Source organism: Streptomyces sp. NRRL F-525 (genome assembly GCF_000716605.1).
Classification (GTDB): domain Bacteria; phylum Actinomycetota; class Actinomycetes; order Streptomycetales; family Streptomycetaceae; genus Streptomyces.
Window position 1 is genome coordinate 122647 of the sequence record NZ_JNXE01000007.1, and the last position, 24106, is coordinate 146752.

General features: G+C 70.9%; 19 protein-coding genes. 12 read left to right on the forward strand and 7 right to left on the reverse strand.

Annotation, left to right across the window (positions count from 1 at the left end; all coding sequences use genetic code 11):
* Positions 1-70 precede the first annotated feature (70 nt).
* The 4 genes from OO69_RS12880 (at position 71) to OO69_RS12895 (ending at position 3567) form a co-directional block, all read left to right on the forward strand.
* Positions 71-1015, forward strand: coding sequence for a Zn-ribbon domain-containing OB-fold protein (locus tag OO69_RS12880; RefSeq protein WP_033280684.1), 945 nt, complete (start codon positions 71-73; stop codon positions 1013-1015).
* Positions 1015-2079, forward strand: a complete 1065-nt coding sequence (locus tag OO69_RS12885) for a thiolase domain-containing protein (RefSeq protein WP_033280685.1) — start codon at positions 1015-1017, stop codon at positions 2077-2079. The genes OO69_RS12880 and OO69_RS12885 overlap by 1 nt, the downstream gene beginning before the upstream one ends.
* On the forward strand, positions 2076-3242 hold the full coding sequence (locus tag OO69_RS12890) for a thiolase domain-containing protein (RefSeq protein ID WP_019057880.1): 1167 nt from the start codon (positions 2076-2078) through the stop codon (positions 3240-3242). Before OO69_RS12885 ends, OO69_RS12890 begins: the two co-directional genes overlap by 4 nt.
* A gap of 82 nt (positions 3243-3324) precedes the next feature.
* Positions 3325-3567, forward strand: coding sequence for a DUF397 domain-containing protein (locus OO69_RS12895; protein WP_019057879.1), 243 nt, complete (start codon positions 3325-3327; stop codon positions 3565-3567).
* Positions 3568-3707: 140 nt separating this feature from the next.
* Here the strand turns inward: OO69_RS12895 and OO69_RS12900 are convergent, their stop codons facing one another.
* Complete coding sequence (locus OO69_RS12900; protein WP_033280686.1) at positions 3708-4646, reverse strand: oxidoreductase; 939 nt, start codon at positions 4644-4646, stop codon at positions 3708-3710.
* An 86-nt stretch (positions 4647-4732) separates the two neighbouring features.
* On the opposite strand from OO69_RS12900, the gene OO69_RS12905 reads away from it, so the two are divergent.
* From OO69_RS12905 to OO69_RS12915, 3 genes are all read left to right on the forward strand, one after another.
* Positions 4733-5353, forward strand: coding sequence for a TetR/AcrR family transcriptional regulator (locus OO69_RS12905; RefSeq protein ID WP_033280687.1), 621 nt, complete (start codon positions 4733-4735; stop codon positions 5351-5353).
* Positions 5354-5367: 14 nt separating this feature from the next.
* Positions 5368-5769, forward strand: coding sequence for a PPOX class F420-dependent oxidoreductase (locus OO69_RS12910; RefSeq protein ID WP_033280688.1), 402 nt, complete (start codon positions 5368-5370; stop codon positions 5767-5769).
* A 128-nt stretch (positions 5770-5897) separates the two neighbouring features.
* Complete coding sequence (locus tag OO69_RS12915) at positions 5898-6803, forward strand: universal stress protein (protein WP_033280689.1); 906 nt, start codon at positions 5898-5900, stop codon at positions 6801-6803.
* A 67-nt stretch (positions 6804-6870) separates the two neighbouring features.
* Here the strand turns inward: OO69_RS12915 and OO69_RS12920 are convergent, their stop codons facing one another.
* Positions 6871-7542 (reverse strand): pyridoxine/pyridoxamine 5'-phosphate oxidase, encoded by a 672-nt coding sequence (locus OO69_RS12920; RefSeq protein WP_033280690.1) that lies wholly within the window; start codon positions 7540-7542, stop codon positions 6871-6873.
* A 237-nt stretch (positions 7543-7779) separates the two neighbouring features.
* Between OO69_RS12920 and OO69_RS12925 the strand changes: the two genes are divergently transcribed.
* Together OO69_RS12925 and OO69_RS12930 are read left to right on the forward strand one after the other, a co-directional pair.
* A complete protein-coding gene (locus OO69_RS12925) occupies positions 7780-10677 on the forward strand; it encodes a helix-turn-helix transcriptional regulator (protein WP_033280691.1) in 2898 nt (965 codons plus the stop codon).
* A 117-nt stretch (positions 10678-10794) separates the two neighbouring features.
* The gene (locus tag OO69_RS12930) at positions 10795-11292 is read left to right on the forward strand and encodes a hypothetical protein (RefSeq protein WP_033280692.1); all 498 of its coding nucleotides are present in this window, start codon (positions 10795-10797) and stop codon (positions 11290-11292) included.
* A 9-nt stretch (positions 11293-11301) separates the two neighbouring features.
* On the opposite strand, the gene OO69_RS12935 is transcribed toward OO69_RS12930, so the two are convergent.
* A complete protein-coding gene (locus tag OO69_RS12935; protein WP_033280693.1) occupies positions 11302-13272 on the reverse strand; it encodes an N-acetylmuramoyl-L-alanine amidase in 1971 nt (656 codons plus the stop codon).
* Positions 13273-13585: 313 nt separating this feature from the next.
* On the reverse strand, positions 13586-14731 hold the full coding sequence (locus OO69_RS12940) for an aminoglycoside phosphotransferase family protein (RefSeq protein WP_033280694.1): 1146 nt from the start codon (positions 14729-14731) through the stop codon (positions 13586-13588).
* Between the two features lie 243 nt (positions 14732-14974).
* On the opposite strand from OO69_RS12940, the gene OO69_RS12945 reads away from it, so the two are divergent.
* Positions 14975-16495 carry a hypothetical protein gene (locus OO69_RS12945; RefSeq protein ID WP_033280695.1) on the forward strand — a complete coding sequence of 507 codons (1521 nt, stop codon included), beginning with the start codon at positions 14975-14977 and terminating at the stop codon, positions 16493-16495.
* An 81-nt stretch (positions 16496-16576) separates the two neighbouring features.
* Here OO69_RS12945 and OO69_RS12950 read toward each other — a convergent pair whose 3' ends face one another.
* Positions 16577-18004, reverse strand: coding sequence for a PP2C family protein-serine/threonine phosphatase (locus OO69_RS12950; protein ID WP_033280696.1), 1428 nt, complete (start codon positions 18002-18004; stop codon positions 16577-16579).
* Between the two features lie 546 nt (positions 18005-18550).
* On the opposite strand from OO69_RS12950, the gene OO69_RS12955 reads away from it, so the two are divergent.
* On the forward strand, positions 18551-20824 hold the full coding sequence (locus OO69_RS12955) for a M4 family metallopeptidase (RefSeq protein ID WP_033280697.1): 2274 nt from the start codon (positions 18551-18553) through the stop codon (positions 20822-20824).
* Between the two features lie 145 nt (positions 20825-20969).
* Here OO69_RS12955 and OO69_RS12960 read toward each other — a convergent pair whose 3' ends face one another.
* Positions 20970-21857, reverse strand: coding sequence for an SDR family NAD(P)-dependent oxidoreductase (locus OO69_RS12960; RefSeq protein WP_033280698.1), 888 nt, complete (start codon positions 21855-21857; stop codon positions 20970-20972).
* Positions 21858-21928: 71 nt separating this feature from the next.
* Here OO69_RS12960 and OO69_RS12965 point away from each other — a divergent pair, with 71 nt between their 5' ends.
* Complete coding sequence (locus tag OO69_RS12965; protein ID WP_199810938.1) at positions 21929-22870, forward strand: LysR family transcriptional regulator; 942 nt, start codon at positions 21929-21931, stop codon at positions 22868-22870.
* A 19-nt stretch (positions 22871-22889) separates the two neighbouring features.
* Here OO69_RS12965 and OO69_RS12970 read toward each other — a convergent pair whose 3' ends face one another.
* Positions 22890-24050 carry an MFS transporter gene (locus tag OO69_RS12970; protein ID WP_051800984.1) on the reverse strand — a complete coding sequence of 387 codons (1161 nt, stop codon included), beginning with the start codon at positions 24048-24050 and terminating at the stop codon, positions 22890-22892.
* Positions 24051-24106 lie beyond the last annotated feature (56 nt).

Genomic DNA, 24106 nt, shown 5'->3' on the forward strand with positions numbered 1-24106 from the left:
GCAGATACGGCACAGCCCCGCGCCCCTGGGTGGGGATGCGCGGGCCCGACTGTTCAGTTAGGAGAATGTCGTGACCGAAGTGCTGAAAGCTCCCCTCATCCTCGAATTTCCCTTCACCCGTTCCCTCGGGCCCGTTCAGAGCGCGTTTCTCACCGGGCTGCGCGAGTGTGTTGTCCTCGGGGTGGAGACCGGTGACGGGCGGACCCTTGTCCCTCCCGTCGAGTACGACCCCGTCACCGCCGAGGAGATCCGTGATCTCGTCGAGGTCGGGGCCACCGGCACGGTCACCACCTGGGCCTGGAACCATGAACCCCGGCGCGGTCAGCCGCTCGACACCCCCTTTGCCTGGGTGCTGGTTCGCCTCGACGGCGCCGACACCGCCCTCCTGCATGCCCTCGACGCTCCCGGCCCCGACGCCGTGCACACGGGCATGCGCGTCCGTGTCCGCTGGGCCGAGGAACGTACCGGTGCCATCACGGACATCGCCTGCTTCGAACCGTACGACGGCGAAGACGACCGTCAACTCGCCGCGCACAGTGGTGAGTTCGAGGACATGGTGACCGGCATCGTGGCGCCCGCGCGCCTCGACTACGTCTACACGCCCGGCCGTGCCCAGACCGACTACATCCGCGCCCTCTCCGAACAACGGACCGTCGGCGAACGCTGCCCCTCCTGCCGCAAGGTGTATGTCCCGCCGAGGGGTGCGTGTCCCACATGTGGGGTCGCCACAGCGGAACATGTCGAAGTGGGTCCGCGGGGCACAGTGACCACGTTCTGCATCGTCAACATCAAGGCGAAGAACCTCGACATCGAGGTGCCGTACGTCTACGCGCACATCGCCCTGGACGGCGCCGACCTCGCGCTGCACGGCCGTATCGGCGGGATGCCGTACGACCAGGTGCGCATGGGGCTGCGGGTCGAGGCGGTGTGGAGTGAGGGCGGCCGTTATCCGGACCACTACCGGCCGACCGGCGAGCCCGACGCGGACTACGACGTCTACAAGGAGCTGCTGTGATGTCAGGAGACGCCACACCGCGGGAGATCGCCGTCGTCGCCTTCGCGCAGACCGACCACCGGCGCACCACCGACGAGCTCTCCGAGGTGGAGATGCTGATGCCGGTCCTGCACGGCGTCCTCGAACAGACCGGCCTGAAGACCGCCGACATCGGCTTCACCTGCTCCGGCTCCAGCGACTACCTCGCCGGCCGCGCCTTCTCCTTCACCCTCGCCCTCGACGGCGTCGGTGCCTGGCCGCCGATCTCCGAGTCGCACGTCGAGATGGACGGCGCCTGGGCGCTCTATGAGGCCTGGGTCAAACTCGTCACCGGCGACGCCGACACCGCGCTCGTGTACTCGTACGGCAAGTCGTCCCCCGGCTCCGTACGCGGCGTCCTGACCCGGCAGTTGGACCCGTACTACGTCGCCCCGTTGTGGCCGGACTCCGTCGCCCTGGCCGCCCTCCAGGCCCAGGCCCTCATCGACGCGGGCGACACCGACGAACCCGCCCTCGCCGCCGTCGCGGCCCGCAGCCGGACCGACGCGAGCGCCAACTCCCATGCACAGGTGCGGGGTTCGGTACCGCAGGGCGACTATGTCGTACGACCGCTGCGTACCGGCGACTGTCCGCCGGTCGGTGACGGTGCCGCCGCCGTGATCCTCGCGGCGGGGGATCGAGCTCGCGAGCTGTGCGAACGGCCCGCGTGGATCAGGGGGATCGACCATCGCATCGAGGCACATGGGCTGGGCGTACGGGAGTTGACCGACTCGCCGTCGACGCGGCTCGCCGCCGAGAAGGCCGGGGTCTTCGAACGGCCCGTCGACACCGCCGAGTTGCACGCGCCGTTCACCGCTCAGGAGGTCGTCCTGCGGAAGGCGCTGCGCCTCGGTGACGACGTGCGGGTCAACCCGTCCGGAGGTGCCCTCGCCGCGAACCCCGTCATGGCCGCCGGGCTCATCCGCATCGGTGAGGCCGCCGCCCGTATCCACCGGGGTGAGTCCGACCGGGCCCTCGCCCACGCCACCTCCGGTCCCTGTCTGCAGCAGAACCTGGTCGCCGTACTCGAAGGGGATCCGCGATGAGCAAGGAGCCCGTGGCCGTCGTAGGGATCGGCCAGACCAAGCATGTCGCCGCGCGGCGGGACGTGTCGATCGCGGGGCTGGTGCGGGAGGCGGCTCAACGGGCGCTGGACGACGCCGAGTTGACGTGGGCCGACATCGACGCCGTCGTCATCGGCAAGGCGCCCGACTTCTTCGAGGGCGTCATGATGCCCGAGTTGTATCTCGCGGACGCGCTCGGCGCCGTGGGGAAGCCGATGTTGCGGGTGCATACCGCTGGTTCAGTGGGCGGGTCGACCGCGCTCGTCGCCGCGAATCTCGTCGCGGCTCGCGTGCACGGCACGGTGCTCACGCTGGCGTTCGAGAAACAGTCCGAGTCGAACGCCATGTGGGGGCTGTCCCTGCCGATTCCCTTCCAGCAGCCGTTGCTCGCCGGTGCGGGCGGGTTTTTCGCGCCGCACGTGCGTGCCTATATGCGGCGGACCGGGGCGCCCGACACCGTGGGCTCCCTGGTGGCGTACAAGGATCGGCGCAACGCGTTGAAGAATCCGTACGCGCATCTCCACGAGCACGACATCACGCTGGAGAAGGTCCAGGCCTCGCCGATGTTGTGGGACCCGATCCGGTACTCGGAGACCTGTCCGTCCTCGGACGGTGCCTGCGCGATGGTGCTCACCGACCGGGCGGGGGCGGCGCGGGCACCACGTCCGGCGGCCTGGATGCATGGGGGCGCCATGCGTAGCGAACCCACACTGTTCGCCGGGAAGGACTGTGTGTCGCCACAGGCCGGCAAGGACTGCGCTGCCGACGTGTACCGGCAGGCGGGCATCGCGGATCCACGCCGGGACATCGACGCCGTGGAGATGTACGTGCCGTTCTCCTGGTACGAGCCCATGTGGCTGGAGAACCTCGGATTCGCCGAGGAGGGGGAGGGGTGGAAACTCACCGAATCCGGGGTGACCGAACTGGATGGCGATCTTCCCGTGAACATGTCAGGGGGTGTGCTGTCCACCAATCCGATCGGCGCCTCGGGCATGATCCGCTTCGCGGAGGCCGCCCTCCAGGTTCGCGGGCAGGCCGGAGAACACCAGGTGGAGGGGGCCCGGCGGGTTCTCGGGCACGCGTATGGCGGCGGATCGCAGTTCTTCTCGATGTGGCTCGTGGGCAGCGAACCCCCCGCCTCCTGAAAGGTCCCCCTCACGTGGCCTGTTGGCATCAGAAACCGATCGCTAGGCTGGCCGCGGACGACGAATCGGGAGGAGCACGGACGTGGCCGAGAGCACCATCCAGCAGCACCCGCTTGCGGGCTGGGACAAGCCGGAGCTGGACCTCAGTGACGCCGATTGGCACTCAGGCAGCCGTGGACTGGGGGATGTCCAGATCGCTTTTGTCGAGGGATTCATCGCGATGCGCAACAGCGGCCGCCCGGAAAGCCCTTCCTTGATCTTCACGCCCGCGGAATGGGGCGCGTTCGTGTCGGGGGCGCGGGAAGGGGAGTTCGACCTCACCTGACGGTGAAGGATCCCCGGCGAGAAATCGGGGGAAGTGCGCACAGGCATCTTCAGCCCGGCCTTCACTCGTGAGGGTGGCGGCCGGGCTGCGTGCCGCACGCGGCTGTCCCCGGTTGGTTTCCATGCGCTGCCTACGTGGCGCTACGCGGGAAATTCAATGCCGGTCATGTCCTGGGAGAGCGCCCACAGGCGGCGCTGCAGCGACGTGTCGTAGGACTGCGGGCTGGAGCGGACCACCTTGGGGTACCCCTTGCTTTGCTGGAATCCGCGGGGGCCGTAGTACTCACCGCCCTGTACGTCCGGGTCGGTCGCGGCGCGCAGCACGGGCAGTGCGCCCTTTTCGGGGGACTGCAGGAGCAGCGGCCGGATCGCCGCGAAGGCTGTGCGGGTGAGGGCGGAGGAGTGCGACATCGCGCTCCGGGAACCGGTGGTGTCGGCGCCGCCGGGATGCGCGGAGACGGCCAGTGGCCCGCCCGTCGGCAGTGTGCGGTCGAGTTCATAGGTGAACAGCAGGTTGGCCAGCTTGGAGTGCCCGTACGCGGCGGTCCGGTCGTAGGGGCGTGTGCGCCAGTCGAGATCATCGAGATCGATGGGGCCGCCCATGCGGTGGCCCGCGCTGCTGACCGTGACGACGCGGGAGGCGGACGAGGCCGGCAGCAGGTCCAACAGGAGCCCGGTCAGGGCGAAGTGGCCCAAGTGGTTGGTGCCGAACTGGAGCTCGTAGCCGTCCGGGGTCGTCCGGTACGGGGTGTACATCACGCCGGCGTTGTTGATCAGCATGTCGATCCGGGCGTGGGTATCTCGCAGTTCCCCGGCCGCCTCGCGGACCGAGGCGAGCGAACTCAGGTCGAGGCGCTGGACGTGCACCTTCGCCGCCGGTACGGCGAGAGCGATCTCCTCGGCCGCGCGCTTGCCCTTGTCGGTGTCCCGGACCGCCATGACGACTTCCGCCCCGCGCAGGGCCAGGGCCTTGGCCGTCTCGAATCCGATGCCGGTGTTGGCGCCGGTGATCACGGCGGTGCGGCCGTGCTGGTCGGGGATGTCCCGGGCTGTCCAGTGCGCGGGTTTCGATGTGGTCATTGGGTCCTCCAGAAGTAGTACGGGGCTCGGCGGCCGCGAGAGGTGAATGCTATTTACCTATGGTGAATAGTGTTAACCTTGTCGGCATGGCAGTCAAACGGCGCCCCACCGGCACCCACCACGGAGACCTGCGCAACGCGCTGGAGGAGGCGGCTCTCGCCCTGGTCGGGGAGCGCGGCCCGCACGGGTTCACGCTCGCCGAGGCGTGCCGGAGGGCCGGGGTGAGTGTGTCGGCCCCCTACAAGCACTTCAGCGACCGGGAGGCACTGCTGGCCTCGCTGGCTTTGAAGGGCTACGAGGAGCAGCGGCGCCGGTACCGCACCGCGCTGGCCGCGCACGAGGACCCGGTCGAGCAGTTGGCGGCGTTCGCGACTGCCTATGTGCGGTTCGCGGCCGAGGAGCGCGCCCTCTTCGACATCACCTTCCTGGCCGGTCTCGACAAGAGCAGGCACCCCGAACTGGCCGCGGCGGGTGGTGTGTTGCACGACGACCTGATGCCGGTCACCAGCCGGATCGCCCCCGACCCGGACGAGGCGTTCGACCTGCTCGTTCAGATCGCCGCGGCAGCCCACGGCCTGGCCCTGTTCCAGCAGCAGGACATGCTGCCCGCCCCCTGGAACACCCGGTCCTCCGTCGAGGAACAGGCCGCGCGGACCGCCCGTGCCCTCGCCGGCGGGAAACCCGCTAGCCCCCGGAAAACCCGCTAGCTCTGGAGACCCGCATGACCACCCCGCGCACCGACTTCGACCAGGCTCTCGACCGCATCGGCAGGGGCAGCCACGTCAGCCTGACCACCTTCCGACGCAACGGCCAGGCCGTCCCCACCCCGGTTGGCGGTCTCGTACAGGACGGCACGCTCTACGTCCTGACCCCACCCGACACCGGGAAGGTCAAGCGGATCCGCAACAACCCTCAAGTCACCATCGCCCCTTGCAACATGAAGGGCACCGTCCCCGCCGACGCACCCGAGGTGCGGGCGACCGCCCGGCTCCTGGACCCCGCAGAGACCGCCCGCGTCGAGGAGATGATGAGGCGACGCTTCTTCATGTACCGCCTGATGCACCTCCTCGACCGGACCCTGCGCCGCGAACGCCAGCTCGTCGCCATCGCCGTCCGCGAATAACTGCCGCTCGGGCAGGGTGTCCCGCGCGATTTTCCGGACACGCGACCTTGGGAGCCCCTTCGGAGCCGGTGCCTGAGCCAGGCTGGCCCCGGAGGGGGAGGTCCTGTTACTTCGGAGGTGAGGAACCCATGAGCACCCTGCCGGTCATCGCGGCGGTCGACGGTTCGGACGACAGCCTGCGCGCCCTGGACTGGGCCCTCGACGCGGCCCGTGGACGCGGGGCGCCGTTGCGGGTCGTCCATGTGTGGCAGTACGCCGCCGCGTGGACACCGCCCGGCGTGCTGGTCGCCGGGCCGCCGGAGCCGGACGAGGACGAGGTGCTCGACCAGGTCCGTACGTACGTCGAGGGGCGTGCCGACCGGCCGGTCATGGAGTACCTCCGGCTGCAGGGCGCACCGGGCGCCGTACTGCCCGAACTCGGTTCCACGGCACAGCTGTTGGTGCTCGGCTCGCGTGGCCGCGGCGGTTTCGCCAGCCTGCTGCTCGGCTCGAACGGCATGGCCGCCGCCCGCGACGCCGACTGCCCCGTCGTCGTGGTTCCCCGGCCCGGCCGCGAGGTCCACGGCGAGGTTCCGGCCGAACCCGGGCCCCGCGTGGTCGTCGGCCTGCACGTCGACAGCCCCGACGAGACCACCCTCGCCTTCGCCTTCGCCGAGGCCGCCCTGCGCGGAGCCCGGCTCCAGGTCGTCGCCGCCTACCCGTGGCCGCCGCAGGCCTGGGCGTCCCCCGGCGAACTCCTTCCGCCGGTCATCGACCAGGACGCCATCGAGAACGAGACCCGCACCCTCACCGAGGCACTCCTCGCCCCGCACCGCGAACACCACCTGGATGTCCCCACCGAGCCGTACGTCGCCCCGGGCGACGCGGCCGGTCACCTCGTCGCCGCCTCCAAGGACGCCGACCTCGTCGTCGTGGGCCGCCATCGCCGCCGCCTGCTGTCCCCGGCCCGTCTGCTCGGCTCGGTCACCCAGGCGGTCCTGCTGCACTCGGCGAGCCCGGTGGCGGTGGTGCCGTCGACGCCGCTGGAGGAGTGAGGTTCGTTCACGACGGGTTGCGACCGGCCTTGGGATCAAGTCGCCTGTGCTGTAGGAGGGTTACCGCTCACGGCCACAGCAACTGCTTGCGCCACCCCGCACCCTCGCCGCCGTCCCCGCCCTCGCGGACATACACAAGCCGCGTGTGCCGACGCTCCTTGTCGCCCTGCCAGAACTCGACCGACTCCGGGCGCACGGTGTGCAGGGTCCAGCCGGGGGCCACGAGGTCCGGGTCGTCCTCAAGGCGTTCCAGTGACTCCTTGACGGCGGCGTCCCGTTCGGCGAGGTCCGCGAGCGGCTGTGACTGGCGGCCGACGAGGGCCTCCGCGCGGGCGCCGGTGCTGCGGGCCAGGAAGTCCGCCGCGCTGTCCTCGGCACCCGCCGCCACGACCGGACCGCGCACGCGGATCTGACGGGCGAGCGGTGACCAGTAGAACGTCAGGGCAGCGAAAGGCCGTTGGGCGAGATCGCGGGCCTTGACGCTGCCGCCGTCCGACGCGAACCGCCAGCCGTCGGGCCCAACGCCCTTGAGGATCAAGGTCCTTGCCGTCGGGTTGCCGTCGGCACCGGCTGTCGAGACCGTCATCGCGTGCGGCTCGCGCACACCGGCCTCCAGCGCCCCCAGCAGCCACTCCGTGAACAACTCGGACGGGGTGTCCGGCGCGGCCAAGGGATCGAAGGCGGGCAGTTGACCCGCGAAGACCTCCAGGTCGCGCAGCAGGTGACGTAGATCGTCCATCGACGTTCGCCTCCGAGGCTGAAGGGGAGATCAATGATCCCATCGTCCGTCTCGGGCGGGACTTGATCAAGCGGGGACCGCGCCTCCGGCGTCACCGGAGACACAGGAAAACCGGCCGGTACGCCTTCGCCGACTACCGGGTCGCGTGACCCCCGGGAAGCGTACGCTGAGGTCCCTGTAGCTCACGGTGCGCGTTCGCTCCCCGCGCGGGCGCACCACCGTGGCAGGGGGTATGGCATGGGGCAGCGGAGTGCGCGCAGCAGAAGGACACTCTTCGAACGGGAGAGTGAACTCGCCGCCGTGGACGAGGCGTTGGGCGAACTGACAGGTCTGCGCACGGACGGCGGCGAGCCGGATGACCGGCCCCGCGGCGCCCTGCTCGCCTTCGCGGGACGGGCCGGCATCGGCAAGACCACCCTCCTCACCGAAGTGCGCCGTCGCGCCGCCGCCAAGGGCTGCACCGTGCTCTCCGCGCGGGGCGGCGACCAGGAACAGCGCGTGGCCTTCCACGTCGCCCGCCAGCTGCTGCAACCGCAGTTCGCCGGCTCGGCCGACGCCGATCTCCGTGCCTCGCTGGGCAGTTGGTACGACATCGTCGGCCCCGCCCTCGGTCTGTGCGCGCCCACCGAAGGCTCCCCGCCGGACCAGCAGGGTCTGCGCGACGGCCTCGACTGGGTGCTCACCCACCTTGCGGTGAAGCGCGCCCCGATGGTCCTCGTCCTCGACGACGCGCACTGGGCCGACCCCGAATCCCTGGGCTGGCTGGCCGCGTTCGCGCCCCGCGCCGAGCAACTCCCTCTGCTGGTCGTGGTCGCGTACCGGCCCGATGAACTCCCCGATCACGCCGAGTCGTTGAGGGGACTGCCCGGCCGGGCCGGCGGACGCCCCCTCGACCTCGAACCGCTCAGCGTCGCCGCCGTAGCCGACCTGGTGCGGGAGATGCTCGGCGAGCACGCCGACGACGCGTTCTGCCACGAGTGCTGGGCCGTCACCGCCGGGAACCCCTTCGAGACCGTCGAACTCGCCGCCAAGATCCACGACCGGGGCCTGACCCCCACCGAGGCCGGGGCCAACCAGCTGCGTGACCTCGCAGCCGCCGTCAAGGGCAGCGGCCTCACCACCCGCCTCGAACGGCTCGGCACCTCGACCGTCCGCTACGCCTGGGCCTGCGCGGTCCTCGGCACCGAGCCCCATCCGATGCTTGCCGCCGCCGTCGCCGGACTCGGCCACGAAGAGGCCGCCGACGCCGTCGACGCACTGCGCGGCGCCCGCATCCTCACCGGCACGCTGACCACCGCGGGCACCCTCGAATTCGTCCACCCGCTCATCGCCACCGCCGTCTACCGGGCCATCCCCGCCGGCGTCCGCGTGGCCCTGCACGGCCAGGCCGCCTGGTGCGTCATCAACGAGGGCCAGGGCCCCTCCGCCGCCGCCCGCCACCTCATGGAGACCCACCCGGACGGTGACAACTGGGTGGTTCAGCAACTCCGCGCGGCAGCCGGCGAGACCCTGCGCGCGGGCGCCCCCGACACCGCCCGCAGCTACCTCGCCCGCGCCCTGCGCGAACCCCCGCCCTTCGACGACCGGGCCGCCGTTCTCTACGAACTGGGCAGCGCCTCCCTGCTCACCGAACCGGCGACCACCGTCAACCACCTTCGGGCCGCCCTCGAAGAGCCGATCAGCGACGCCGGTCTGCGGCAGAACATCGTCTACCGCCTCTCCCAGGTCCTCGCCCACAGCGACCGCCTCGCCGAGGCCTCCGACACCCTCGCCCGCGAGATCCGCGTCACCGGCGACGCCCGGGTCAAACTCCGCATGCTCTCCGAGCAGTTCATGTGGGACGCCTTCCGCGCCGACGAACCCGACCACCCCTCCCGCTCCCGCCGCCTCACCAAACTCGCCGACCGTCTCAAGGGCCGCGACCTCACCGAGCGGTACATCATCGGCCTGCGCACCTGGGACGCCGTATTGCGTGGTGAACCCGCACATGTGGCCCTGCACCATGCCGAACGCGCATTGAATGGTGGGCTCGGCTGGGCCGAGGCCGACCGCGGCTTCGAGGTGCCGGTGCTGGTCGCCCTCACCTTCATGTACTGCGACCGACCGGGCCGCGCGGAGGAGCTCTTCGCCACCGGCATCGCCGACTTCGAGCAACAGGGCTGGCGCGGCGCCCACTTGTCCTTCGGCTACACCTTCCTCGGCTACCTCCGCTACCGGCGCGGCCGCCTCGCCGAGGCCGAGGACTTCGCCCGCGCGGGCCTGCGCCTGGCCGAACGCGTCGGACCCGGCACCCCCGTCTACTGGTACGGCACCGGCATCCTCATCGAGGTCCTGCTGGCCCGCGGCAGGGTCGAGGAGGCCACCCAACTCGCCGAGGACCACGCCTTCGCGGAGCCCTTCCCGGCAGCCGTGGTCTTCCCGGACGCCCAGACCGTCTACGGCGAGCTGCTCCTGGCCCGCGGCCTCGCCAAGGAGGCAGCCGCCGAACTGGCCGCCGCCGGCCGCCGTTTGGACCCGCGCGGCATCCGCAACCCGGCCTGGTGCCCCTGGCAGCTCCACCTCGCCCGCGCCGAACGCCACGACACCCCCGAGCGCGCCGTCGTCACCGCCCACGAAGCGGTCGCCCGCGCCCGCCAGTTCGGCACCCCCTCCGCCATCGGCCAGGCCCTGCGCATCGCCGCCGAGGTCTCCACCGGCTCGGCCCGCGCCAAACTCCTCGAAGAATCCGTCACCCACCTCGAACGCTCCCCGGCTGCCTACGAGTTGGCCTGCGCCCTCGTCGCCCTCGGCACCGAACTCCGCCGAGCAGGCAGGCCCAAGGAAGCCGCCGACCACCTCTACCGAGGCCTCGACGCAGCCGTCCAATGCGGCGCAGACGGCCTCGCGGACACCGCCCGAGCCGAACTGGCAGCAGCAGGCCTACGCCCCCGCCGCCTCCACGGCCCAGAAACCGACACCCTCACAACCCAGGAACGCACAGCCGCAACCCTGGCCGCCAAAGGCCACACGGACGCCGAGATAGCCGTAGAACTCCAGACGGACGAGCAAACGGCGGTACGTCTCCTGTCAGCGGCCTACCGAAAACTGGGCACAGACCACACAGGCCTAGAAACAGCACTGATCAAACCAACGTAGGGTCAACCCCCTAGGGGCGCGGGGAACTGCGCGCCCAGCCCCCACGCACCCGCACCAAACAACGCACCGCACCCGGCCACGGCCACATCGCCGAACGGCACCCCGTACCATTGCGACATGTCGTTCCTCCGCCGCCGCAGCGCCACCCCCGCCGGCCCCGAATTCGATGTGCTGGCCATGGACCCGGGCGACTGGCCCGGGAACCTCGGTGCCGGTCTGCTGCCCGCGCCCGACGGCACCTGCCAGGGCGTGTTCCTGCGGTACGACCTCTTCGGCGGCCGAGGCCCCGCGATGGTCATCGGCAACCTGCCGGAGGGCTCGCCCGCCCGTGACGTCGCCGAGGACGAGATCCCGTTCGAGGTCGCGCAGCTGCTCCTCGCGCTGGAGAACGACGAGGAGGTGACCGTCGTAGGCGTCGAGGACATGCCGGTGATGCAGGGCGACAACCTGCTGATCGTGCGCCGCCTCAAGCTCTCCGAGAGCCGGATCTCCTGCGTCCAGTTCGACCGCAGCGACAACGTCCTGGTCACCATCGCCGCCTGGGACCGCCCCATCACGGACGACCTCTACGCCCTGCTGAAACCGCTCCCGGCGGAACTGTTCCAGCAGGGCTGAGGCGACTGCCTACCGGCTGGACCGCTCCAGCTGGACGTCCGCGGCGCGCACGAACTCCACCCGGTGGCCGTACTGGATCTCGTAGTAGAGATCCTTTCCTACGACGACCTTGTGCGAGTCGGTGGTGAAGGTGACCGCGTAGTAGTACTCGCCGGGCAGCTTGTCACCGACCACGTACTTCTGCCCCTTGAGCAGCTTGTACGGCAGCGGCGAGATCGCCTGGGCGGGCACTCCCGCCGGGTAGGCCGAGGCCTCGGGGTAGGCGCGGCCGTAGACCGGGACGCTGTCCGCACCCTCCTTCGGCGTCACCACCAGACCGGCCGCCTTCACCGCGGTGGGGTGTTTCGTCGGGTTCTTGAACCAGGCCTCCTGACCGAGGTACCAGATCGCCGTCCAGTCCCCGGAACGGTCGGCCACCGCGTACTGCTGCCCGGTGGACACCCGTGAGGACAGGTCGTTGACGCCGGTCGTCGGGGTCGTCCCGAGGCCGATGTCCTTGATCAGGGGGTAGGTCTCACCGGGCCCGGAGTACAGCCGGACCTCGCTCGACCCGTGCACCGCGCACGGCTGGCCGGCGGTGACGCAGCCCGTGTACACCGGCTGGTTCGTGGCGTAGTCGGGGCGGATCGTCACCAGACCGCCGCCCTTCTTCGCGGTCTGCTCGACCGGGTGGCCCAGCAGGTCGAAGTAGTGCGCCCAGTCCCAGTACGGGCCCGGGTCCGTGTGCATCCCGGGGACCGTGGACGTCGTCGGCCCGGGCACGTTGTCGTGGCCGAGGATGTGCTGCCGGTCCAGCGGAATGCCGTACTTCTTGGTCAGGTACGACACCAGTCGCGCCGACGAGCGGTACATCGCCTCCGTGTACCAGGCGTCCGGCGCCGCGAGGAAGCCCTCGTGCTCGATGCCGATCGACTTGGCGTTGATGTACCAGTTGCCCGCGTGCCAGGCCACGTCCTTGGCCTTCACATGCTGGGCGATCAGACCGTCGGTGGAGCGGATCGTGTAGTTCCAGGACACATAGGTGGGGTCCTGGACCAGGTTCAGGACACCGGCCCACTGGCCTTCCGTGTCATGGATGACGATGTACTTGATGCTCTGCGACGCGGGCCGGTCGCCGAGGTCGTGGTTGCCGTAGTCGTCGGTCCCGAACTGGGAGTACGGCGCCGGGATCCACTCGCAGGACACCTTCTTCGGGCACTCCGTACCGTCCGCGGAGACCGTGCGCAGGCCGGTCTCCTTCAGCTGCGCGGTGTCGGGCGCGAGGTCCGGCTGGGCGGCCAGCGCGACCTGCTGCCCGGCGTCCGTGGTGCGCGCCTCGCCGGTGTGGATGACGTCGTAGACATCGTTGGCATACGCGGCCGCCGTCGCCGTGTCGTCGGCTCCGGAGAAGCGCGCGATCGCGCCGTACCAGTCGGCCGGGTCCGCGCTCAGCGACTCACCGAGGTTCTTCTGGGCGTCGGCCAGGAGGGCCGCGCCGCCCGCCACGTTCGCGGTCTCGTCGGTACGCAGGTCGGTTGCCGGAAGACCGGTCAGCTCGGCCGCCTTCGTCAACGTCTTGAGGCGGGCGGGGAGTTGGGAGTCCGCCGGGATCTGCGCGGTGGGGTGCAGGGCGGTGCGGGCGCTGTCGCCGCGGGGGTCCTCGGTGCCCTCGCTCAGGTGCTCCGTCGCGGCGAGGGCGGTGCGGGCGTCGGTGAGGTGCATCGGGCCGTAGCCGCCGGTCACGCTGGGCGCTCCGCCGTGCGTGTCCCAGCGGGACTGGAGGTAGGAGACGGCCAGCAGGACCGTCTGCGGCACGTGGTACTGGGCGGAAGCCGACGCGAACGCCCGCTGGAGGGTGGAGGCGGAGGAGTCGGTGGGGCTCTCCGACGGGGCCGCGCCCAGCAGGGGCAGCAGCAGGGCGGCGGTGGCGAGCGCGCCGGCGGACCGGCGCGCGCGTCTGTGTCCGGGAGAGCGGGTGGGGTCGGTCGAGGATCCTCGCAATGCAGCCTCCTGGGACGGTGGGATTGTCATGAACCGTGCGGGGCCGGGCGTGCGTCAGTGGTACCGGCTGGCCGACGATCCGTCAATCATGCCCAGAGGAAGGCGATTTCCCATGTCAACGGGGGATGCGGGGAGTTTCGTGGCGGTGGTGTCCGGGCCTGCGGGGCGTCAGTGGAGTACACCAATGGGGGAGTGTGGCGGGGCCCCGACAGATATATGTAGGCCGGGCACATAGAGGTCGGCCCTATGTCGGCCGGACACACGAAGGTCCGCGGTACGCCGCTGCAGGGCGTACCGCGGACCTTCGTCCCCGTCAGCGAGTGCCGACCGCCGCACGCACGGCCCGGCGGGCCATCTGGCAGTCGTCGTGCAGCCGCCTAAGCAGCAGCCGTTGTTCCTCGCCGGACGGCGCAGCACCCGGGTGGGCCACCACTCCCGGTGCCGCCGGGGCCGAGTCGTGCATCGAACGCTGCACGGCCATCTCGTAGGTACGGATCTCCCGGGTCAGTACCAGCATCAGGTTCACCAGGAACGCGTCGCGCGAGGCCGGTCCCGCCGACTGCGCGATCTGGCTGATCTGCCGCCGCGCCACCGGCGCGTCCCCGAGGACCGCCCAGAGCGTGGCCAGGTCGTAGCCCGGCAGGTACCAGCCCGCGTGCTCCCAGTCCACCAGCACTGGACCGGCCGGTGAGAGAAGGATGTTGGACAGCAGGGCGTCACCGTGACAGAACTGGCCCATCCCGCCGCGGCCCGCCGAGTGCGCGATGCCGTGCAGCAGCTTCTGCAGGTCTCCCATGTCCCGGTCGGTGAGCAGCCCCAGCTCGTGATAGCGGGAGATGCGGGCCGCGTAGTCCAGCGGGGCGTCGAACGTGCCCGCCGGCGGCCGCCAGGCGTTCAGCCGGCAGATCGAGCCCAGCGCCGCCCGGATGTCCGCCCGCGGCGGGGCCTCCGCCGGGTGCCGGTGCAGCGCCGCCACCCGGCCCGGCATCCGCTCGATGACCAGCGTGCAGTTGTCCGGGTCCGCCGCGATCAGCCGCGGCACCCGCACCGGCGGGCGGTGCCGGACGAACGAACGGTATGCGGCTATCTCGTGCCGGATCCGCTCGGCCCACGCGGGGGAGTGGTCCAGTAAACACTTCGCTACGGCCGTGCTGCGTCCGGTCGTTCCGACCAGGAGCACGGAGCGCCCGTTGCGGCGTAGCACCTGCACCGGAGCGAACTCCGGGCAGATCCGGTGCACCGACGCGATCGCCGTACGCAGCTGGGCGCCCTGGGGGCCGGACAAGTCGAGTCTCCCGCTGAGGGGTTGGGGGCCGAGCCCGGGAACGCGCCGCGGCCTGCCCGCACCGAGCACGGGGCCGGCCGCCGGCCGTGCCGGGTCGAGGTAGGGGCCGCCGGCGCCCGGGCGGGGGTGCAGCGACCGGGGCGGGGCGGACACGGAGGACGATGCTGTGTACATGGGAGAAACAGATCCCTTCGTGTGCCTGCAGTGCCTGTCCAATCAAGCGCGCTGCCCGACCCGGTCCCGCTGGTGCACCCTGGGGAGTGTTCCTCGGGGACCGGGTCGGGGTGGCGCGTTCCTACCTGACACCAGATGCGCAGTGGCACACCATCTGGCGCACCCTGGCGAACCCTGGCGAATAGTCGCCCGGCAAGGCGCACCGGGCTATGTTCAAGTCAGCCGAGAACCTGGGGGCTTGACGTGAACGGACAACCCAACTCCCGTCTCTCGGACCTGTTCGGCCTGGCCGGCTGGTCCAAGGGCGAACTCGCGCGGCGGGTCAACAGGCAGGCGGCGGCCATGGGCCACCCCCAGTTGTCGACCGACACCTCGCGGGTACGGCGTTGGATCGACACGGGGGAGATCCCGCGCGATCCGGTGCCGAGGGTGCTGGCGGCTCTGTTCACCGAGCGTCTCGGCCGTGTCGTGACCATCGAGGACCTCGGTCTGGTCCGGCACGGGCGTACGGGAAAACGGCCCGACGACGGGAGTGTGGAACATCCCGACGGTGTGCCGTGGGCGCCCGAACGGACAGCTGCGGTCCTCACCGAATTCACGGGAATGGACCTCATGCTCAACCGACGCGGCTTGGTGGGCGCGGGCGCCGCGCTCGCCGCAGGCTCCGCACTCAGCAGCGCCATGCACGCATGGCTGCACTCCGATCCGACTCTTTCCGCCGATGCTCCCCGGTTCGACGATCCCCTGCACGCCGACCCCGCTGGGTTCGACCGCTATGAGGCCGCCCCCATCGGGTCGCAGGAGATCGAGGAACTGGAGGAGTCCGTCAAGGTGTTCCGCGCCTGGGACGCGGCCCGCGGCGGCGGGCTGCAGCGCAAGGCCGTGGTGGGACAGCTCAACGAGGTGGGCGGCATGCTCGCCTACCGGCACCCGGCCGATCTGCAGCGGCGCCTGTGGGGCGTCGCCGCCAACCTCGCCGTACTCGCGGGCTGGATGTCGCACGACGTCGGCCTGGAGCCCACGGCCCAGAAGTACTTCGTCATCGCCGCCCACGCGGCCCGAGAGGGCGGCGACCGGCCCCGCGCCGGGGAGGCGCTCTCACGGGCGGCTCGCCAGATGGTGCACCTGGGCCGGCCCGACGACGCACTCGATCTCATGAAGCTCGCCAAGACCGGTTCCGGCGACGAGGTGCTGCCGCGCACCCAGGCGATGCTGTGCACCATCGAGGCCTGGGCACAGGCGTCGATGGGCAAGGGCCAGGCCATGCGCCGCACCCTCGGCCAGGCGGAGGACCTCTTCGTCTCCGACCGCGGCGACGTACCGCCCCCGAGCTGGATGCAGACGTTCAAGGAGGAGGATCTCTACGGCATGCAGGCCCTGGCCTACCGCACCCTGGCCGAGCACGAGCCCGGAGCGGCCGTGCACGCCCAGTACTTCGCGGCGAAGGCCCTGGCGCTGCGGGTCGACGGACGGCAGCGGTCGAAGATCTTCGACTTCCTGTCGATGGCCTCGGCCTGCTTCATCGCCGACGACCCCGAACAGGCGGACAGGTACGCGCGGTTGGCCCTCGCGTCGATGGGATCGAACTCCTCCCACCGCACCTGGGACCGGCTGCGCGAGATGTACCGGCTGACCGCCCAGTACGCCGGCTATCCGAGGATCCACGAACTGCGGGAGGAGATCGCACTCGCGCTGCCGAAGACACAGAAGGCACAGTCGAAGAGCCCGAGGGCCAAGGGCGGCGGCAACAGCGCACAGGTATAGGGAGTCCAGGATTTCGAGTAGCTGACTGTCCGTCAAAGTAGCTGACTGTCCGTCAAAGGACGCTCGGTCAGAGGCTGTTGGTCAGGTCGTCCTGGCGACGAGCACGCACGCGTCGTCCGCGCGCTCGGTGTCGCCGAACTCCTCCACGACCATCCGTACGCAGTCCTGTGCGGTGCGCGCCTCGCCGAACCGCGGGGCCAGGTCGAGGAGTCGGTCCACGGCCTCCGGTCCGCTGTGCCCTGGCACCAGTCCGTCGGTGTGCAGCAGCAGCAGGTCGCCCGCCTCGAGGGTCTCCTCGGCCTGTCCGTAGGCCGCTCCCGAGGTGGCGCCGAGCAGGACGCCGTCCGGTGCGCTCAGCACGCGCCCCGTCCCGCCGCGGAACAGCAGCGGGGCGGGGTGTCCCGCCTGCGCCCACGCCAGGGTGCGGGTCTCGGGCCGGTAGCGGCAGCACACCGCGCTGCCCAGGGCCGGTTGCACGGTGGCGTCCAGTAACTGGTTGAGCCAGGACATCAGTTGACCGGGCTCGGTACCGGCCATCGCCATCCCGCGCAGGGCGCCGAGCAGCATCGCCATGCCCGAGGTGACGGCGACACCGTGTCCGGTGAGGTCGCCGACGCTCAACAGCGTTGCCCCGTCGGACAGTTGGAGCGCGTCGTACCAGTCGCCGCCGATCAGAGCGCTCGCGGAGGAGGGCAGATAGCGGGCTGCCAGGTCCAGTGTCTCCGGCCCCTGGTGCGGGAGCCGCAGGGAACCGCGCCACGGCGGCAGCACGGCTTCCTGCAGCTCGACCGCGAGCCGGCGCTCGGTCTGCGCGTGGTGCCGGTGGAGCTGCAGCGAGTCACGGGTCTCGCTCACCGTCCGCTGGCTGCGGCGCAGTTCGCTGACGTCCCGCAGCACGGCCCACATCGAGGCGGTGCCACCGTCGGCGTCGAGCACGGGCTCGCCCATCATGTGCACCGTCCGTACGGCGCCGTCGGGCCGGACGATGCGGAACTCGCCGTCGATCGGCTTGGCGTCGATCAGGCAGTCCGTGACCATGGCGGTCAGCGCGGGCCGGTCCTCGTCGAGGATCAGGGACGGCAGTTCGTCGAGGGTGAGCGGGGGAGCGGCCGGGTCACGGCCGAGGATCTGGTACAACTCCCCGGACCAACTCGCCTCGTCCGTCAGGAGATTCCACTCGGCACTGCCGACCCGGCTGAGCAGCGAGTCGTCCCGAGGCGCTTCCGGTACGGCGGTTGGGGCCGGCGCCGCTTCCACGGCCGCCGGCACGGGCGGCGGGCCGTCCCGCAACTGGGCCAAGTGCTCGTCGAGATCGTTGAGTTGATGCAGCGCCAGATCGCACAGCGCCCGCTGCCACCGCTCCCGCGGGTCGGCGCCGTCGTGCTGCGCGTCCCGTCGTACGGCGTCCACGTCACCCATGAGCCGCCGCGCCTGCGATATCAGCGCGTCGACCGAACCGCGCGCGGGCGGCTGGGCGGCGGGGAGGTCCGCAGAGAGGTGGGACGGCATGACGCACTCCGATGCGGGGACGGTACGACCAAGGCGGATGGAGGGACCGGTTACGACTGTCGCACAGGCTGCGACGCCCTGTAAGGGATTTGGCAACACGCGATCCGGTGGTGCTTCTGGCATATGCCAGCGTCTACACGGGCGGCTGGTGCCGTGCTCGTGGTGCGGCCGCCCTGGTGGGGCAAGTCGTATGCGCAGTACGCGAGTTGAGGGACTGATTACCCCTCCGGCCCGTCATTCAACCACCTGTTCGACGGCTCCGCGTTCACGCGCGGAGCAGGCATCCGACATCCGGCGTGCGGCTGAAAAGTGTTGCTCGAGCGAGTGATCCGCAGTACGCACCAGTCATTTTGAGCCGTTGCTTTGTTATAGCCATGACAATTCTGTGGACGTGGTGCCACGCTGCTGTGCACCACGCTCACCGAGCGTTCACTCTCTCCTCACCCCTCCTCCTCACACCCGCGCGCCCGCCGGACGGCCGTACCCCGGCCCGACCCGCTCTCCAGGACTCCACCGAGTCCGACCACCCCACATAAGGAGAACGCCTTGACCCGGCATGACCGTTATCCGCACCACCCCAGATACACCGCGGCCCTTGTGCTGACCGCGGTCGGCACCCTGCTGGCCGCCGGTATGCAGACCAGTGCGGCTTCCGCCGCTCCCGGCGGACACACCGCCGCCGCGAAGATCCTGGCCACCCCGCGGGCCGGAGCGGCTCCGGCCGCCCTGTCGCCGTCGAAGCACGCCGCCCTCCTCAAGAGCGCCGGCGCGGCCGTCAAGAGCACCGCGAAGACCCTCGGCCTCGGCGCCAAGGAGAAGCTCGTCGTCAAGGACGTCAGCCAGGACGCCGACGGCACGACCCACACCCGCTACGAGCGGACGTATGCCGGACTGCCCGTCCTCGGCGGCGACCTGGTCGTCCACGCCAAGAGCGGCCGCCTCAGCGTCACGAAGGCGGCGAAGGCCGACCTGGCCCTGCCGGACATCACCCCGAACGTGACGTCGGCGACGGTGAAGACCAAGGCGCTCGCGGCGGCGTCCAAGGCGGGCGGCGAGAAGGCCAAGCTCGACGGCGCCCCGCGGCTCGTCGTCTGGGCCGCCGGAGCCAAGCCCGTCCTCGCCTGGGAGGCGGTGGTCGGCGGCTTCCAGGACGACGGCACGCCCAGCGAGCTCCACGTGATCACCGACGCCGACTCCGGCAAGGCCGTCTTCCAGTACCAGGGCATCGAAACGGGCACCGGCACCGGCCAGTTCAACGGATCGGTCCCGCTCAGCACCACGCTCTCCGGGTCGACGTACCAACTCGTCGACGGCGACCGCGCCGGACACAAGACCTACGACCTGAACCAGGGCACCTCCGGCACCGGCACCCTCTTCACGGATGACAACGATGTCTGGGGTGACGGAACCCAGGCCAACCGGCAGACCGCGGGCGTGGACGTCGCGTTCGGCGCGGCGGCGACCTGGGACTACTACAAGGACGTCTTCGGGCGGAACGGCATACGCAACGACGGCGTGGCCGCCTACAGCCGGGCCCACTACGGCAACAACTACGTCAACGCGTTCTGGGACGACACCTGCTTCTGCATGACCTACGGCGACGGCTCGGGCAACACCCACCCGCTGACCGCGCTGGACGTGGCCGCGCACGAGATGAGCCACGGCGTCACCGCAGCCACCGCCGGCCTCACCTACTCCGGTGAGTCGGGCGGCCTCAACGAGGCGACCTCGGACATCTTCGCCGCCGCGGTGGAGTTCCACGAGAACCTGCCCGCCGACGTCCCCGACTACATGGTCGGCGAGAAGATCGACATCAACGGCAATGGCACACCGCTGCGTTACATGGACAAGCCCTCCAAGGACGGCGCGTCCCGCGACTACTGGAGCTCGACGCTCGGCAGCGTCGACGTCCACTACTCCTCGGGCCCGGCCAACCACCTCTTCTACCTGCTGTCCGAGGGCAGCGGCGCGAAGACCGTCAACGGCGTCGCCTACGACAGCCCGACCTACGACGGCGTGCCCGTCGCCGGCATCGGCATCGACAACGCCCAGAAGGTCTGGTACCGGGCGCTCACCACGTACATGACCTCGTCCACGAACTACGCCGGTGCCCGCACCGCGACCCTGCAGGCCGCCGCGGACCTCTTCGGCGCCTACAGCCCGACCTACCTGGCTGTGGCCGACGCGTGGGCGGCGATCAACGTCGGCAGCCGGATCGCGCTCGGCGTCAACGTGGCCCCGGTCGCCGCGCAGATCAGCGGAGTCGGCCAGGCCGTGTCCCTGCAGACGGACGCGTACACCACCAACTCCGGTGCGGGGCTGACCTATTCGGCCACGGGACTGCCCGACGGACTGACCATCAGCAGCACCGGTCTGATCTCCGGCGTCCCGACCATCCTCGGCACCAGTGACGTCACGCTGACCGTCACCGACGACACGGGCGCGAGTGCCACCGTCGCCTTCAGCTGGCGGATCGCCAACATCTACGCCAGCGGCACCCGCGTCGACATCCCCGACAACGCCGGCGCCGTGGAGTCCCCGATCACGGTCACCGGCCGGGACGGCAACGCCTCGGCCACCACCCAGGTCTACGTCAAGATCGTCCACACCTACCGCGGCGACCTGACCGTCGACCTCGTCGGCCCGAACGGCACCGTCTACTCCCTGCTGAACCGCTCCGGCGGCTCCGCCGACAACGTCGACCAGACCTTCACCGTCGACGCCTCCGCCCAACCGGTCAACGGCACCTGGAAGTTGCGGGTGCAGGACCGTGCGGCGCTCGACGTCGGCTACATCGAGCAGTGGCAGCTCACTCCGTGAACTGACCTACCCAGCCGCGTAGTTGGAGGCTGAGAGGTTCGGACTCGGTTCTTGAGCGCCCGAGTTGGTTCTGGCCGCGCCTGTACGCACGAAGGTGCGGCCAGAACCCATCGGCATGCTCAGCCAGTTGTACGACGTCCCGCCGTCACGGCGTGATCAGCCGGTCCTGCTCCACCGGCGGTGTGCCCCCGTACCAGTCCAGGGCCTTGCCGAAGCGGACCAACTCGCCGTAGTGGGTGGGGTCGACGTGCTCGGCGAGGACCAGGTCGAGGACGGGGCCCGCCGCCTCGGCCGGGGACTGGGCCTGGCTGAAGTCGCTGAACCAGGGGCGGGAGGTGGCCGTGTCGACCATGCCCGGGCAGACGGAGGCGATCAACGTGCCGGTCGCGAGGTCGTGTTCGCGGCGTTCGGCGGCGACCGCGCGGACGGCGGCGACCTGGGCCACCTTCGAGGGCACGTTCAGCCAGAGCGGCCAGCCCGCCTCGGCCGTGGTGCGGTGGTGGACGGCGCCGCGCCAGGACTCGACGGCGTACTCGACCTGGTCCAGACTCGCGCCGTCGAACAGGTCGTGCAGCGCGGGGTCCAGGTGCCCGAGGGTGCCGAGGCCGCTGGCCACGACGAGGAACCGGCCGCCCGGGCGCAGGATCGGCCCGAAGGAACGCAGCATCGCGTGGGTGGCGGTGTTGGACACGTCGATGAACTCGTCGGCGCGGGCCGCCTGCGACTCGCCGGGCAGTACCCGGGCCACGGCGTTCGAGATCACGATGTCGACCCCGCCGTAGCGCTGCCGGAGATCGTCGGCCAGGTGGGTGATCGCGTCGGTGTCGGTGACGTCCAGGACCCGGCCCTCGACCCGGCTGCGGGTGCCGGGCAGACTCGCGACCTCGTGGGCCGCGTCGGTGACGCGCCGCTCGTCGCGTCCGGTGAGCAGGACCAGGTCGTCGGGGCCCATACGGGCGGCCAGGCCTTCGACGAGGGCGCGGCCGAGTCCTTGGTTGGCGCCCGTGACGAGGGCGATGCGCGAAACGTTCATGACTGCCACGGTAGGAACCCGCCGGGTGTGCGTCCAACGAGAGTTACGCACCGCTAGCATGCGTGATCGTCATGGACTTCACGGATGTGTCACTCACCGCGTTGCGCGTCTTCCGCGCGGTCGCCGAGCAGGGGACCTTCACCGCGGCCGCCGCGTCACTGGGCTACACCCAGTCCGCGGTGTCCCGCCAGATCGCCGCGATCGAACGGGCCGCGGGCGGTGAACTGCTGGAACGGCGCCGCGACGGCGTACGGCTGACCCCGGCCGGCCGGATCGTCATGCGCAGGGCGACGGTCGTACTCGACGAGATCGACGCGACCGCGCGCGAACTGTCCGGTCTGCCGACGGAGGCCGCGACCGTCCGCCTGGGCTGGTTCCCCAGCGCGGGGGCGGTCCTGCTACCCCGCGCCCTGGCCGCGCTGCGCCGCACCGACCCGGACCTGCACGTCGTCAGCCGGGAGGGCGGCACCCCGGCCCTGGTACGCGCCCTCCGCGCCGGCAGCCTCGACCTGGCGCTGCTGGCGTCGGTGCCGCCGTTCCGCCCACCCGACACCGAATCGCCGCCGTTGGTGCTGCGCACGCTCACCGAGCGCCCGCTGTACCTGGCGGTGCCCGCCACGCACCCGCTGGCCCGCGGCGACTACGTCGACGTGGCCGACCTGCGCGGCCAGCGCTGGATCGCCGGCCCCTCCTCCGGCGAGGACCGGCTGATGGGCGTCTGGCCGGGGCTGGACGAGCGCCCCGAGATCGTCCACACCGCCCGCGACTGGCTCGCCAAGCTCCAACTCGTCGCGGCGGGCTTCGGCTTGACCACGGTGACCGGCTCCCTGGCCCCGGCCGTCCCGCCAGGCGTACGCGTCCTGCCGGTACGCGGCGGCCCCCAGGAACAACGCCGCCTGCTCCTCGCCCGCCTTCCACACCCACCCACCGAGGCACTCACCCGGGTGGCGGCTGCCCTCCGGCTGGCTGCCCTGGACGCCTACACGCCGAGCACGACACCAGCACAGGAGTGAGCGGTTCGGAGGGAGTTGCTCAGCCGCCGACCCGCCCGTCCTCCCCAACACACCGCCGCCCGGCCGACGTTGCCCCGCGCCCCAGCACCCCCGCGCCGACCAACACCCCACAGGCCCCCATGGTCAGCAACCCGCCGACCAGGAACGTCCCCCGCACATCCGCCAGCCGCAGCACGAGCCCCCCGAGCGCCGCGCCGGACGCGATACCCGCGTTGTAGGAAGCGGAGTTGGCCGCGAGCGCGATGTCAGTACGGCGCGGTGCGCACTCCAGCATCGCGTTCTGGGCGGTCATGTACACCGGCCCGAGCGCACCACCCATCAGCGCGAGGAACACCACCGCCGCGACCGGATCGGTACCGGTCGCGCAGAGGCCGAGCATGCCCACGGCCTGTGTGGCGACGGCGGTGTTGAACGCGGCCCGCGGAAAGCGGTCCAGTACCGCCCCGGTGACGGTCACTCCGGCCAGGCACGCGACGCCGAACACCACCAACAGGACGCCGACCGCGCTCGGGGAGAACCCGCTCACGTCACCGAGGAACGTCACGATGTACGTGAATCCCGCGAACGCCCCGGTGGCGGCCAGGGTCCCGGCCGCCAGTACGGTCCCGAACCGGCGTGCGTCGGGACGGGTGCCGTAGGCGGCCCGCTCCTCGTCCGGGCGTGCGGTCGGCAGCAGCACCGCGATCGTGACCAGGGACACGAGCCCCAGGGCCGCCGGTACGGCGATCGGTACGGGCCAGCCGGCGCGGCGGCCCAGCCAGCTGCCGGCCGGCACCCCGAGCACGAGGGCCAGCGAACCGGCGACGGACAGTGCCCCGAGCACCCGCCCACGGACCTCGGGTGCGAACAGACCCACCGCGACCGGCCCCAGCACGGCCCAGAACAGCGCCTGCGCCAGCGCGGTCAGCAGCCGCGCCGCGAGGAGCAGCCAGTACGACGTGGCCAGCGCCGCCAGGACACTGGACACGACCAGCGCGGCCAGCAGTGTCGTGAGCACATGGCGCCGGGCCACACCTCGCATGACATGGGTGAGTGGCACGGACGCGACGGCCACCGTCACGCCGTAACCCGTGACCAGCAGTCCGACCGCCGACACGGAGACCCGCAGGCTGTCGGCGATGAGTTCCAGGAGGCCGATCGGGAGGTTCTCCGCGGTGTTGAAGGTGAAGGCGGCCAGCATCAGGGCCGCGAGCACCGCCGACCTGTGCCACCGAGTCCGTCGCGCCCGCTCCGCTG

Excerpts from the sequence above, each read along its gene's own strand:
- OO69_RS12905 (WP_033280687.1), top strand. The coding sequence starts at position 4,733 with ATGGCAGTCAAACGGCGCCCCACCGGCACCCACCACGGAGACCTGCGC.
- OO69_RS12970 (WP_051800984.1), bottom strand. The coding sequence starts at position 24,050 with ATGCTGGCCGCCTTCACCTTCAACACCGCGGAGAACCTCCCGATCGGC.
- OO69_RS12900 (WP_033280686.1), bottom strand. The coding sequence starts at position 4,646 with ATGACCACATCGAAACCCGCGCACTGGACAGCCCGGGACATCCCCGAC.
- OO69_RS12940 (WP_033280694.1), bottom strand. The coding sequence starts at position 14,731 with ATGTACACAGCATCGTCCTCCGTGTCCGCCCCGCCCCGGTCGCTGCAC.
- OO69_RS12915 (WP_033280689.1), top strand. The coding sequence starts at position 5,898 with ATGAGCACCCTGCCGGTCATCGCGGCGGTCGACGGTTCGGACGACAGC.
- OO69_RS12890 (WP_019057880.1), top strand. The coding sequence starts at position 2,076 with ATGAGCAAGGAGCCCGTGGCCGTCGTAGGGATCGGCCAGACCAAGCAT.
- OO69_RS12960 (WP_033280698.1), bottom strand. The coding sequence starts at position 21,857 with ATGAACGTTTCGCGCATCGCCCTCGTCACGGGCGCCAACCAAGGACTC.
- OO69_RS12950 (WP_033280696.1), bottom strand. The coding sequence starts at position 18,004 with ATGCCGTCCCACCTCTCTGCGGACCTCCCCGCCGCCCAGCCGCCCGCG.
- OO69_RS12930 (WP_033280692.1), top strand. The coding sequence starts at position 10,795 with ATGTCGTTCCTCCGCCGCCGCAGCGCCACCCCCGCCGGCCCCGAATTC.
- OO69_RS12925 (WP_033280691.1), top strand. The coding sequence starts at position 7,780 with ATGGGGCAGCGGAGTGCGCGCAGCAGAAGGACACTCTTCGAACGGGAG.
- OO69_RS12965 (WP_199810938.1), top strand. The coding sequence starts at position 21,929 with ATGGACTTCACGGATGTGTCACTCACCGCGTTGCGCGTCTTCCGCGCG.
- OO69_RS12910 (WP_033280688.1), top strand. The coding sequence starts at position 5,368 with ATGACCACCCCGCGCACCGACTTCGACCAGGCTCTCGACCGCATCGGC.
- OO69_RS12885 (WP_033280685.1), top strand. The coding sequence starts at position 1,015 with ATGTCAGGAGACGCCACACCGCGGGAGATCGCCGTCGTCGCCTTCGCG.
- OO69_RS12920 (WP_033280690.1), bottom strand. The coding sequence starts at position 7,542 with ATGGACGATCTACGTCACCTGCTGCGCGACCTGGAGGTCTTCGCGGGT.